Raw genomic sequence first — 12,489 nt, 5'->3', positions numbered from 1 at the left:
AGACGGAAGGCGCCCGGCACTTGAAGAAAGTGCCGGGCGCCCCGCGTTCTTCAGCTCCGGTTGAGCTCGAACCAGACGACCTTGCCGGTGGAGAGCCGTGTAGCCCCCCACCGCCGCGCCAGCTTGTTGACGAGGTACAGACCCCGCCCGCCCTCGTCGGTCGCGCGCGCGTTCCGCAACCGGGGCAACTGCGGTACGTCGTCCCCGACTTCGCAGCGCAGGACGTCGGTCCGCAGCAGCCTCAGCGTCACCGGCCGGGAGGCGTACCGCACGGCGTTGGTGACGACCTCGCTCACCAACAGCTCGACGGAATCGCTGAGTTCCTCAAGTCCCCAGCGCGCCAGAGCCCTCCGCGCGAGCCGCCGCGCACGGCCGGGTGCCGCGTCCTCCGGCTCCAGGAACCAGTACGCGACATCACTGGGCGCGATCCCGTCGAACCGCGCGGCGAGCAGCGCGATGTCGTCGTCCCGGTCACCGGGACCGAGCATGTCGAGCACCTCGTCGCACAGCGCTTCGAGCGGCGGCGGATGGTCGGGCCCGGTCAGCTGCGCGGTCGCGGCGAGCTTCTCGCGCAGGGCCTCTATCCCCGTCCAGACGTCCCGCAGCCGGGACTCCACGAGCCCGTCGGTGTACAGGAGCAGCGTCCCGCCGGCCGGTGCGTCCAGCTCGACGGCCTCGAAGTCGACTCCCCCGACTCCGATGGGCGCGTTCGGCGGCACCTTGAGGACCTCGGCCCGGCCGCCGAGGTGCAGCAGGACGGGCGGCGGATGGCCCGCGTTGGCGACGGTGATGCGGTGCGACACCGGGTCGTACACCGCGTAGAGGCAGGTCGCCATGCGGTCCTGGCCGAGCCGCTGGGCCTGCTCGTCGAGGTGGTGCAGGACCTCCTGGGGCGGCAGGTCGAGCCCGGCCAGCGTCTGGGCCGTCGTCCGGAGCTGGCCCATGATCGCGGCGGACGTCATCGAGTGGCCCATGACGTCGCCGACGACGAGGGCGACGCGGCTGCCGGGCAGCGGGATCGCGTCGTACCAGTCGCCGCCGACGCGGGCCGTCTCGGCGGCGGGGAGGTAGCGGGAGGCGAGGCGCACGCCCGTGGGGCGCGGGAGGTGCTCGGGGAGCATCGTGCGCTGCAACTCGTCCGCGATGTACGCCTCGCGGCCGTACAGGACCGCCTTGTCGATGCCGAGCGCGCTGTGCGTGGCGAGCTGGGCGGCGACCAGGAGGTCGTCCGGCTCGAAGGGGAAGCGGTCGGCGCGGCGGATGAAGACGGTCGCGCCGATCACCCGGCGCCGGCCGCGCAGCGGGGCGAGGATCGCGCGCTGGCCGCCGGGGACGACCAACTGGCTGTCCTCGCCGAGGAGTTCCGGCAGCGCGGCGCGCGCGGCGGGCGCGTCCGCGAACACCGGCCGCACCCCGCGCAGCACCTCGGCGAGCGCCCCGCCCTGCCGCACCTCGCACAACTCGGCGATCGCGGACGACAGTTCGGAGATCTCCGGCGGCTCGGGCAGCGGCGCCGGGATGATGAACCCGGCCTCCGAGTCGCGCTCCTCGGGGATGCGGTCGGTGCGGCGCAGGCGCAGCACCAGGGGCCCGGTGGGGCGTTCGTCGCCGACCGGCAGCGGGTCGCGCAGGTAGACGAGGATCGCGTCGGAGAACGTCGGCACGGTCGCCCGGCACAGGCCCATCACGATCTCGTCGAGGTCGATGCCCCGCGCGATGCGCCGGGTGGCCGCGCCGACGAACCTGAGCCGGTCCCCGTCGCGCCGCATCGGCGTCGGCTGGCCCGGCGGCAGGCCCCCGCCCTTGCGCCGCTCCTGCGGCACCTCGCCGCCCGGCTGCGCGGGGATGGACTCCGGCGCGGGGCGGGGGCGGTGCGCGTCGGGTTCGGCGGCCACCGGCTGTGAGTGCTCGGGATCCTTGCCCATGTCGCCTTTGCCGTCACCGCCCGTGTCGTACGGCGGTGTCTCCAGTGCCGCGGTGCCCGGCGTGAGCGCCGGGGAACGCAGGAGCGCCCCGCGGGGATCCGCGGGGTCGGCGCCCTGAGGGCGTTCGAAGGAGGTCGGGTGCTCCGTCACGCGTGTCGAATCCGTCCGTCCGGGGCTGCGCGCCGTACGCGCAGTCGGTCCCGCAGAAAATCCGATACCCGGAATACGTCTCCGCGGAACGGGAAACCGGCGTGACCGGAGGCTGTTTCCGACTCCCCGGGGGACGACTGGCCGCCGCCCGTACCGGTGTTGCCCTCGTACCCCTCGCTCACGTCCTGCCGCCCCTCGGTGACGTTCGGTCAGACCTGGTGTCTGCTCCGGGAGTTACTGCCGCACTGCCCTTCCGGACGACGATCCTACGGTTGCCGTCCCGGGGCGCATCAAGGGTCTCATGGTGAAGCATGCATGGGGGTACGGTCCCAGTCCCGCGGCAGAACGGGGACGTTCCAGGACGGATCCGGGCGCCAGTTCTCCCAGCCGTCCCGGTACGGCGCCCCCCAGGCGCGGATCACCTCCGCCGCGGCGCGCCCCGCCGCGCGCACCCGCGCGGCCTGCCCGGCGTCCATCAGCCCGACCCGCTGCGCCTGCGCGAACTCGTCCTCGTCGAGCCATTCCCAACTCCGGTCCGGATGTACGCAGATGTCGAGGAAGTGATCCTCGGAGTCCACGCCGCCCGCCCAACGGGCCAGCGGCTCCTCCAGATTGACGTACCAGTTCTTGAACTGCCAGCCCGGCTGCCAGAACAGCCACACCGACCAGGGTTCGCCGGGGCGCGCGAGCTTCAGGACGCCGGTCCCGGACCAGCGGCCCCGCTGGACCGTACGGGGCTTCGTGTACCGCGTCTCCAGCGGCTCCTGGTGCACCGGGGTGCCGTCCGCGAGGCCCGGCTTCACGCACTCCGTGCCGGGCGCGAGCCAGACCGCGAGGAGGTCGGCGTCGTCCCGGACGACGGTGACGGGGCGGGCGATGTGGAAGTCCTCCGCGCCGTTCGCCCGGTAGCGCCACAGGATGGGGGTGCCCGGTGCCCAGCGGACCGGCGGGGACCCGCCCGTCACCGAACCGTTCACGCCGCTCACCGCTCCCTCGTCTGCCATGACCAGATATTAGGTGCCCGGGCCAAGCAGCGCTGTGGCTTCGGTCAGGGTTCTCGCGAACTTAAAGACGCGTCACCGCTGGTTACGGGTGTGTCATCCGCAGGACATCCAGCGCCTCGTCGAGCTGCTCGACCGTCAGGTCCCCCCTCTCCACGTACCCGCCCTCGACGACCACCTGCCTGATCGTCTTCCGCTCCGCGAGGGCCTTCTTGGCGACCTTCGCGGCCTCCTCGTACCCGATGTACTTGTTGAGCGGCGTCACCACCGACGGGGACGACTCGGCGTACTCGCGCGCGCGTTCGCGGTGCGCGACGATGCCGTCGACCGTGCGGTCCGCGAGCAGGCGCGAGACGTTCGCGAGGAGACGGACCGACTCCAGGACGTTCTTCGCGATCACCGGAAGCATCACGTTCAGCTCGAAGTTGCCGGCCGCGCCCGCCGCCGCGACCGTCGCGTCGTTGCCCGTGACCTGCGCCGCGACCATCAGCACCGCTTCCGGGATCACCGGGTTGACCTTGCCCGGCATGATCGAGGAGCCCGGCTGGAGGTCGGGCAGCGAGATCTCCGCGAGGCCCGTGCGCGGGCCCGACGCCATCCAGCGCAGGTCGTTGGCGATCTTCGTGAGGCCGACCGCGATCGTCCTGAGCTGCCCGCTGGTCTCGACGATGCCGTCCCGCGCGCCCTGCGCCTCGAAGTGGTCGCGGGCCTCCGTGAGGGGCAGGCCCGTCGCCCGGGCCACCTCCGCGATCACCGCCGCCGAGAAGCCGGGCGGGGTGTTGATGCCGGTGCCCACCGCCGTGCCGCCGAGGGGGAGCTCGGCGAGCCGGGGGAGCGAGGCGCGCAGGCGCTCGACGCCGTACGTCACCTGTGCGGCGTACCCCCCGAACTCCTGTCCCAGCGTGACCGGGGTCGCGTCCATCAGGTGCGTGCGCCCCGACTTGACGACGTCCGCGAACTCCTGGGACTTGCGGGTCAGGGACGCCGCGAGGTGCTCAAGGGCCGGGATCAGGTCGTGCGTGACCGCCGCCGTCGCCGCGATGTGGATCGACGAGGGGAAGACGTCGTTCGACGACTGCGAGGCGTTCACATGGTCGTTGGGGTGCACGTCCTTGCCGAGGCGCTCCGTCGCCAGCGTCGCGATCACCTCGTTCGTGTTCATGTTCGACGACGTCCCCGACCCCGTCTGGAACACGTCCACCGGGAAGTGCTCGTCCCACTTCCCCTCGGCGACCTCCCGCGCCGCCCCCTGGATCGCCTCCGCGATGTCCGCGTCCAGCACCTTGAGCTCGGCGTTGACCTTCGCCGCGGCCCCCTTGATCCGCGCCAGCGCCTCGATGTGCGCGCGCTCGATCCGCTGCCCGGACACCGGGAAGTTCTCCACGGCCCGCTGCGTCTGGGCCCGCCACTTCGCGTGCGCCGGGACTCTGACCTCGCCCATGGAGTCGTGCTCGATGCGGTAGTCGCTCATGTCCCGTACAGCGAACGGGGTCGCTCACTTGTTCCTGGAGCGGCGAACGTTCACTCGATCCGGTGAGCCGGGACAGGAACGGTGCCGGGCAGGGCCGGGAGCGGTGCTCGGCCGTCTCCACGCCCGCCGCCCCGTTATTCCCGTGCGCCGGCCCCCGCCGCCCCCGTAACCTTGTCTCCAAGGCGGGGTCGTAGCACAGAGGTAATGCGCCGCGACAGCATCTCGGAGGACGCCGGTTCGAATCCGGCCGCCCCGCCCCCTATTTCTTCCCCCGGGTTCTTCCCCCGGGGCAGCGAGAAGCGCCCTCCGCCGGTACGTCCGTCCGGGGAGGGCGCCGGTTCCCGGCGTCAACCCGCCTGCGCGACCCTGGTGTTGTCGGCCGCCCGGGCCGCCTTCTTCAGCTCCAGCTCCCTGCGGCGCCTGCGCGCGAGGACCACGCGGCGCTCGGCCGCCGTCAGCCCGCCCCAGACGCCGTACGGCTCCGGCTGGAGCAGCGCGTGCTCGCGGCACTGGACCATGACCGGACAGCGGGCGCAGACGCGCTTGGCGGCCTCCTCACGGGAGAGGCGGGCCGCGGTGGGCTCCTTGGAGGGGGCGAAGAACAGTCCGGCCTCGTCGCGACGGCACACCGCCTCCGTATGCCATGGGGCGTCTTGGTCCCGCACGGGCACCCGCTGGGCCGGAACGGCAGCTACCAGGGACGAATGCGGCGGTTGCAGCACGGTCTACTCCTGACGACGGCTTCGCGAGCGAGAGACGATTGCGAGAGGCGATGCAGCAAGCCCTACCCGCTGTACGCGCACCTATGCACTGAGTTCCGAACCGCGGGTTTCACACCCCTTCACGAGCGTCAACGGTCCAGATGCTTGTGCAAACCGCGATCCACCTTGCGCTGAACCCGATCGAGAATGTCCGCGACGAGGCGCCCGCGCCGGGGTCTGCCCTCCACGCTGCCGAGCACCGCCCAGCCGTCCAGATGCACCACCGGCGCGTTCGGCTCGCCGGAGTCCATCGTGTCGACCTCGAAGCTGCCGAGGATGCCGCCGCCGTTCCCGCGCAGCGAGACGTTCTCCGGGACGCGGACCTCGACGCTGCCGAACACCGCGTACGCCTTGACGACGACCTGCTGGTACTCGAACAGGGCCTCGCTGAGGTCGATCTCCACGCTGCCGAAGACCGCGTACGCGTGGATACGGCGCCCCGCGCGCCAGCGCCCGCGCCGGGTGGCGCTGCTGAAGACGGCGACGATGTTGTCGTCCGGGTCGGCCGGGAGCGCGGGGCCCGCCGGGCGGGGCGGGGGCGCCGTACGGCCCTGGCCGGGGGCCGGGAGGTCCTGGACGAACACCTCCAGCTCGCCGACCGTCTTCGCGGCGAGCACGCCCTCGACGCGCTCGGCGTGCTCGTCGGCCGTGAGGCGGCCCTCGGCCAGGGCGTCACGGAGGATGTCGGCGACGCGGTCGCGGTCGGCGTCGGAGGCGCGCAGGTCGGTGGGGGCCGGGGCGGGCTGTGGCGGCGCGGTCTGTGGCGGCGTGTGCTTCTGAAGGTCCACGACAGCAGCGTAGCGAAACACGATAGATCGCGACACCCCTACGGGATTTTCATTATCATCGAACTAAGCCTTGCTTCACTTGGGCGTTGTCAGTGGCCAGGTTCACCGGCCTCCTTGGGAAACCGCAGTGATCCGCTGTCTGGTGGTGCCGCGTCTGTGACCGGCACCCGTGCGACCGATGTGCGGGTCAACGACCGGATCGTGCGGATGGCGCAGGAACAGGCCGGACGGATGCTGCGGTCGGCGGCCTGGCGTGCCGGTCCGACCGCCGGTGTCCTGGCCACGTGGCCCGCTGATCCGGCCCGGCGTACCGCTGCCGGGTGGGATGCGGTGCGTGAGGCGGCTCCCGGCGGGCGTGTTCGCACTCGAACTCCCGCACCGCACCGCACGGATGCTGCCGCTGTCGGCGTGCGACGGACAGCAGGCCGCCATCGAACGCACCGACCACCCCGGCCACGCCCTCCTGCGCCTCCAGCTCCCCACCCGCCCCGCCCCCGTCTCGTACCGGGACTGGACGTGGGTGGCCTGCCCGATCGCGCTGCCGCCGACGGTCCCAGCGCGTGCCGTTCCGGGTCCACCAGGGCCGCGTACGTGCCGACCTCGCCCACACGCACGCCGTCCCGAAGACCACTCGCACCGGACACACGATCGCCTTGGGCGTGGACTGAGGGCTGAACACGTTGCTGAGCGCAGGTGCCGTACGCCTCCACCCGGACGGGCGGATCACCGGACTCGGCGCGGGGGCGCAGTTCCGGGCCGCCGGAGTCCTCGCCAAGCAGCACCGGCTGCGGCGCCTGTCGGAGAACCCGCACACCAAGGCCGACCACTACCAGCGGCTCACCGGCGGCGACGACCGGCATCCGCTGACCGTCCGGCACACCGTCCTGGCCGACGAGATCCGGCACGTGTCCGCACGCCGCTCGAATCTCAACGAGGCTCTGGCGTGGTCGGCGGCCCGCTGGGCGGTCGACCAGGCGATTGCCGCCGGGGCGAGCGTCATCCACGTCGAAGACCTGCGCTCGATGGAGGCCCGGGGCATGGACCGGACCATGAACACCCGGCTCTCCCAGCAGATACGCGGCCGGATCACCGACCGGGTGCGGCATCTGGCCGCCGAGGCCGGGATGGCCGTGGTCACCGTCCCGGCCCGCGACACCTCCCAGCTGTGCCCGCGCTGTCTGACCCCGCTGCGGCACCGCAAAGCCCCCGACCGGCCACGTGTTCCGGGCTGGAAACGGGCCCTCTGCCCCGGCTGCGGCCGGCAGGGCGACCGCGACCACGGAGCCTGGCGCCGCATCGCCGCACGCGGCCTCACCCACCAGACCAGAGCCCTCACCGACAGGGGCAGCAACACCCTCGTCATCCGGTCGGCCGTCGACAGCCTCGAAGCCCTGGCCGTGGTCACCCCGACCACCCCCACGATCCGCCGGAAGGACCGGTCGAAGACCGGCCCCACCCGGCACTCGACTGCACGCCCCGCGCCCAGGCGACGCAGGGCACCCTCCCCCACCCGGCCTTCGGGCCAGGCGGGCAAGCGTCCGGAGGGACACGCACCGACGGACCGGAGGAAACTGCCCCGCGCAGCCCACCGGCACCAGGACGTGACGACGATCAGCACACCCACCACCGGCCGACACCGGCCGACACCGGTCACACAGGACAGCACTGGGTGCCACGATGGGAAACGATCCGACCGATCCCGCGACTCGTGGATCACATACGATCGCTTAGCTGATTAGAGACGTTGGTGAGCGCTTGCCAATGGCGGCCCGCCGCAGACCATCAAGTGAGGAATGGGCGTCGATGCCTGAGTTCGCGTACACCGATCTGCTCCCCCTGGGAGAGGACACCACCCCCTACCGGCTGGTGACCTCCGAAGGCGTCTCCACCGTCGAGGGGCCGGACGGGCGCACGTTCCTCCAGGTCGAGCCCGAGGCGCTGCGCAAGCTCGCCGAGGAGGCCATCCACGACATCCAGCACTACCTGCGCCCCGCGCACCTCGCGCAGCTGCGCCGGATCGTCGACGACCCCGAGGCGTCCTCCAACGACAAGTTCGTCGCCCTCGACCTCCTCAAGAACGCGAACATCGCGGCGGCGGGCGTCCTGCCCATGTGCCAGGACACCGGCACGGCGATCGTCATGGGCAAGCGCGGCCAGAACGTCCTCACGCGCGGGGGCGACGAGGAGGCCCTCAGCCGCGGCATCTACGACGCGTACCTGAACCTCAACCTGCGCTACTCCCAGATGGCCCCCCTCACCATGTGGGAGGAGAAGAACACCGGCTCCAACCTCCCCGCGCAGATCGAGCTGTACGCCACCGACGGCGGCGCCTACAAGTTCCTCTTCATGGCCAAGGGCGGCGGCTCCGCCAACAAGTCCTTCCTCTACCAGGAGACCAAGGCCGTCCTGAACGAGGCCTCCATGATGAAGTTCCTGGAGGAGAAGATCCGCTCGCTCGGTACGGCCGCCTGCCCGCCGTACCACCTCGCGATCGTCGTCGGCGGCACGTCCGCCGAGTACGCCCTCAAGACCGCGAAGTACGCCTCCGCGCACTACCTCGACGAGGCCCCCACCGAGGGCTCCGCGCTCGGGCACGGCTTCCGGGACAAGGAGCTGGAGGAGAAGGTCTTCGAGCTCACCCAGAAGATCGGCATCGGCGCGCAGTTCGGCGGCAAGTACTTCTGCCACGACGTCCGCGTCGTCCGCCTCCCGCGCCACGGCGCCTCCTGCCCCGTCGCCATCGCCGTCTCCTGCTCCGCCGACCGGCAGGCCGTCGCGAAGATCACCGCCGAGGGCGTCTTCCTGGAGCAGCTGGAGACCGACCCGGCGCGCTTCCTGCCCGACACCACCGACGAGCACCTCTCCGCCGACGAGGACGACGTCGTCCGCATCGACCTCAACCAGCCGATGGACGACATCCTCGCCGAGCTGACCAAGTACCCGGTGAAGACGCGGCTCTCCCTGTCGGGCCCCCTGGTCGTCGCCCGCGACATCGCCCACGCGAAGATCAAGGAGCGGCTCGACGCGGGCGAGGAGATGCCGCAGTACCTGAAGGACCACCCCGTCTACTACGCCGGCCCGGCCAAGACCCCCGAGGGCTACGCCTCCGGCTCCTTCGGCCCCACCACCGCCGGGCGCATGGACTCCTACGTCGAACAGTTCCAGGCCGCCGGCGGCTCCAAGGTCATGCTCGCCAAGGGCAACCGCTCCCAGCAGGTCACCGCCGCCTGCGACACCCACGGCGGCTTCTACCTCGGCTCCATCGGCGGCCCCGCCGCCCGCCTCGCCCAGGACTGCATCAAGAAGGTCGAGGTCGTCGAGTACGAGGAACTCGGCATGGAGGCGGTCTGGAAGATCGAGGTCGAGGATTTCCCCGCGTTCATCGTCGTCGACGACAAGGGCAACGACTTCTTCCAGGACCCGGCGCCCGCGCCTACGTTCACGACGATTCCGGTACGGGGGCCTGGGCTCGGCTGACGCAGTCTCAAGCAGGCCCGTTCAGAGCCCTCCGGCGTGGCGTCGGGGGGCTCTGTTGCTTCCGGCTGGGGAACCCCTGTTGCCGCGTCGGGGCACGCTGAGACTGGGCGGGAGCCACACCTTGCCCGGACCGGCTTTATGCAACAACGCGCATAGTCGCGTGTACGCATAGAAGCTCTGACACAGCCCCTCGTGCCTTCGTACTCGACGGCCCAACCGGGGCCACGAATCAGGGGGGTTCCGCAATGGCACGCGAGGGACTGACTCGACTCACCGGAAACGGCAACGGCGAGTGCGGACAGGGGGACTGCCCGAATGTGTACCGCACCGAGAAGGGATCGTTCGTAGTGCAGGGCGACATGTTCAACGGGTTCACTCCCCCCGGATGGGGAGGGGCTTGTGGAGATTCCGGAGAGCGTACTTCGGGAGGCGTTTCGTGTTCTTGGATGGTGACGACTGGCAGGCCAAGTTCCGAGAGTTCCACACGGAAGCGTGGCGACTGGAAACCCTGCCTGTTTACCGCGTTCCGCAAGAGGCCGAGGAGTTCTCGCGGTTCATGGCGGGAGAGCGATTCCCAGGGCCGTACGAGGATTCATGGACGGAGATGATCCGGCAGCGTAAGGCATCTGGGGGAAGCGTCGGGAGAGTGCACATCTTGACTCGACCGCTCTCCGACTACCTGCGTTTCGAGTTCGAGCGTTACTACCGCCATCAGGCCCCTGTCGGGGAAGACATTCGAATCCTCGATGTGACTGAGCGGGAGAACCCCCTTCCAGAGATTCAAGACTTCTGGATGTTCGATCGCTCGACAGTCGTCCTCATGCACTATGAAGAGGACGGAACACAGATCGGCCGGGAACTGTACGAGGGTGACCTTGCCCCGTTCATCGAGTACCAGCGAATCGCCGTAGCCGATTCAGTACCCTACCTCGAATACGCGGAGCGCGTGACGGGGTGACGTTCGAGCCCGAGGAGTTGGGCCAGTCCTGGCAGGATTTGGGAACCACGCTCCGAGACCTACGCAAGGCGGCCGGTCTCTCCGGGGATCGGCTGGCCGCGCGGTGCAACATGTCTCAGTCGAAGGTGAGCCGTATTGAGAACGGCAAGGCGCGACCGAGTCTCCTCGATATCGAGACCCTTTTGGCCGCTCTCGACGCATCACCCGAAGTGGTGGAAGAGGTGGCCTCGCTTGCCCGCAGGGCCAACACCGAATGGCAGGATGCGAGAGGACTCCGCAGAAAAGGACTCGATAAGAAACAGCGGGAGTTGGCGGGACTCGAAGCGTCTTCTACAGAGTTCCGATTTTTTCTTCTTTCAATGATCACTGCTCTGCTTTCGACGCCAGAGTATATTCGAGCCAGCCTCGCCCATATTCCCGGAGACCGCAGTAAGGCTGTTGCGAAGAAACTGGAAAGACAGGAAGTGCTCTACGACCGATCGAAGAGTTTCACGTTTATTCTGACCGAGCAGGCGGCACGCTCCCCGTTCCTGCCTTCCGATGCAATGGCAGTTCAGCTTGACCGGCTGACATCACTGACATATCTGCCGAACGTACGTCTCAGGGTGATCCCTCTCGATGTCCAGTTGCCGGGCTGCTCACTGAACACCTTCACCATTTACGACGACAAGTTGGCTACGGCAGAGCTATCAACTGGCGTCATGGTATTTCGCGACCCGAGGGACATACGGACCTACGCCGAAGAATTCTCCACTTATGAAGGCTGCGCACTGTTCGGGGAAGGGGCCAGGGTGAAGCTCTCTGAGTGGTCGGCATCCTGCCGTTCATGATCTTTAACCAACAACGCGAATAAAACTCATGCCGATGCACGCACCCCGGCACCATTACCGAGACGAGAGGGAGTCGAGGGGAAAGGCCACGGGATGAGTGCGGCAGCATCGGCAGACGCGGGACGGTGGGAGTACACGACGTACCCGCCCGTCGGACAGAAATGCTCCGCCTGTCTGAGACCGCTCAGTCAGGATGAGCCGGTACGGCGCGGGGCCATCGATCGGGCGTCCGACACACCCTTGACTCTGCACCGGCACGTCAAGTGCCCCAAGAGGGCGTCCTGATGACCCCGGGCAGGAACGCCCGCGTGAGCGCCCTTGGCCTCCCTCAGTCGGTTCGGCTTCTGGACGGTTCCGAAGAGCCTGAAGCAGCGGCCAGGGTGGATTGGTGGACCGCGTACGGCGGCTGGCTCGACGAAGCCACGGGGAAGATCGAACTCCCAATGCCGACTTTCACCCCCTGCCCGTACGAGGACTGCCCAGATTGCAAGCCTGAGAGGGGCCACTGATGGTCACCGTCGAGCACATCGGGAAGCCGGTCACGGACGGCGTACGCACGGGCATCCTTCAGGCCGTCTATGAGGATGTGGACGAGAAGATGCTTCCCGCGTACCGGAAACCGGAACTTGTGGCATGGGTCCGGCCCGAAGGCGGCGGTATTGAGTGGGAGGCGCGGCCGTCCACGCTGGAACTCGCGTGAGGACCGCGTGCACCGTCGTGGTTGTCCTCGCTGCGGCCGTATGGGTTTTGGTCGTGGCGTGGATTGTGGCCCGGGGCTTCCCGTCCCCTTGTTCTCCACCTCTTCCGGATTCCTGAAGAGAATTATTCGGAAGGGGTGGCGCACTACCTGTGTCGCATGAGTGCCTGCCCGGCGAACCCTGGCCCGGTCCGCCCGCCCCGCCTATCCCGGACGGTGATCCCGGTGTCCCCAACCCGCCTAAGAAGTAGGGCTGTTGAGTGACTGACCACGCACACCAGGAGCGCCCCGGCTGGGAAGAGCTGGGGCGTGTCCTCATGTCAGGGGGTGCTCTGTCCTCGGACTGGGCGCCCTCGTTCGCCGCCGTGCCCCGCGCGCCGTTCCTCCCGGAACTCATCTGGCCGTTCGACATGGAGACCGGGCAGAGCGTT

The 12,489-nt window shown here is 69.4% G+C and carries 10 protein-coding genes, 1 tRNA gene and 2 pseudogenes; 8 read left to right on the top strand and 5 right to left on the bottom strand.

Annotation, left to right across the window (positions count from 1 at the left end; genetic code table 11):
- Positions 1-50 precede the first annotated feature (50 nt).
- The 3 genes from PV682_RS34415 to PV682_RS34405 form a co-directional block, all read right to left on the bottom strand.
- On the bottom strand, positions 51-2,075 hold the full coding sequence (locus PV682_RS34415; RefSeq protein WP_319735680.1) for a SpoIIE family protein phosphatase: 2,025 nt from the start codon (positions 2,073-2,075) through the stop codon (positions 51-53).
- A 299-nt stretch (positions 2,076-2,374) separates the two neighbouring features.
- Positions 2,375-3,079: a cytidylyl-2-hydroxypropylphosphonate hydrolase gene (gene fomD / locus PV682_RS34410; RefSeq protein ID WP_407705789.1), complete on the bottom strand. Its 705-nt coding sequence runs from the start codon at positions 3,077-3,079 to the stop codon at positions 2,375-2,377.
- Between the two features lie 82 nt (positions 3,080-3,161).
- Positions 3,162-4,547 carry a class II fumarate hydratase gene (locus PV682_RS34405; RefSeq protein ID WP_319735679.1) on the bottom strand — a complete coding sequence of 462 codons (1,386 nt, stop codon included), beginning with the start codon at positions 4,545-4,547 and terminating at the stop codon, positions 3,162-3,164.
- Between the two features lie 182 nt (positions 4,548-4,729).
- On the opposite strand from PV682_RS34405, the gene PV682_RS34400 reads away from it, so the two are divergent.
- Positions 4,730-4,804, top strand: a tRNA-Leu gene (locus PV682_RS34400).
- Positions 4,805-4,894: 90 nt separating this feature from the next.
- Here the strand turns inward: PV682_RS34400 and PV682_RS34395 are convergent.
- Together PV682_RS34395 and PV682_RS34390 are read right to left on the bottom strand one after the other, a co-directional pair.
- Positions 4,895-5,269: a WhiB family transcriptional regulator gene (locus PV682_RS34395; RefSeq protein ID WP_319735678.1), complete on the bottom strand. Its 375-nt coding sequence runs from the start codon at positions 5,267-5,269 to the stop codon at positions 4,895-4,897.
- A gap of 128 nt (positions 5,270-5,397) precedes the next feature.
- Positions 5,398-6,096 carry a DUF1707 SHOCT-like domain-containing protein gene (locus tag PV682_RS34390; RefSeq protein ID WP_319735677.1) on the bottom strand — a complete coding sequence of 233 codons (699 nt, stop codon included), beginning with the start codon at positions 6,094-6,096 and terminating at the stop codon, positions 5,398-5,400.
- A gap of 680 nt (positions 6,097-6,776) precedes the next feature.
- Between PV682_RS34390 and PV682_RS34385 the strand changes: the two genes are divergently transcribed.
- The 7 genes and pseudogenes from PV682_RS34385 to PV682_RS34355 form a co-directional block, all read left to right on the top strand.
- Entirely contained in the window at positions 6,777-7,835 is a 1,059-nt protein-coding gene (locus PV682_RS34385; protein ID WP_319735676.1) for a zinc ribbon domain-containing protein, read from the top strand.
- A gap of 64 nt (positions 7,836-7,899) precedes the next feature.
- The gene (locus PV682_RS34380) at positions 7,900-9,573 is read left to right on the top strand and encodes a fumarate hydratase (protein WP_319735675.1); all 1,674 of its coding nucleotides are present in this window, start codon (positions 7,900-7,902) and stop codon (positions 9,571-9,573) included.
- A gap of 245 nt (positions 9,574-9,818) precedes the next feature.
- A pseudogene (locus PV682_RS34375) lies at positions 9,819-10,026 on the top strand (hypothetical protein).
- Positions 10,010-10,531: a DUF6879 family protein gene (locus PV682_RS34370; RefSeq protein ID WP_319735674.1), complete on the top strand. Its 522-nt coding sequence runs from the start codon at positions 10,010-10,012 to the stop codon at positions 10,529-10,531. The pseudogene PV682_RS34375 and the gene PV682_RS34370 overlap by 17 nt, the downstream one beginning before the upstream one ends.
- Positions 10,528-11,361: a helix-turn-helix domain-containing protein gene (locus PV682_RS34365; protein ID WP_319735673.1), complete on the top strand. Its 834-nt coding sequence runs from the start codon at positions 10,528-10,530 to the stop codon at positions 11,359-11,361. The genes PV682_RS34370 and PV682_RS34365 overlap by 4 nt, the downstream gene beginning before the upstream one ends.
- 508 nt (positions 11,362-11,869) lie before the next feature.
- Complete coding sequence (locus PV682_RS34360) at positions 11,870-12,061, top strand: hypothetical protein (protein WP_319735672.1); 192 nt, start codon at positions 11,870-11,872, stop codon at positions 12,059-12,061.
- Positions 12,062-12,318: 257 nt separating this feature from the next.
- A pseudogene (locus tag PV682_RS34355) lies at positions 12,319-12,489 on the top strand (protein-L-isoaspartate(D-aspartate) O-methyltransferase); the annotation flags it as partial.

Origin of the sequence: Streptomyces niveiscabiei (genome assembly GCF_033794345.1) — a bacterium.
Classification (GTDB): Bacteria; Actinomycetota; Actinomycetes; order Streptomycetales; family Streptomycetaceae; genus Streptomyces; species Streptomyces niveiscabiei.
Note: the sequence above shows the minus strand (reverse complement) of the source record. Positions and strands in the feature narration are given on the sequence as shown.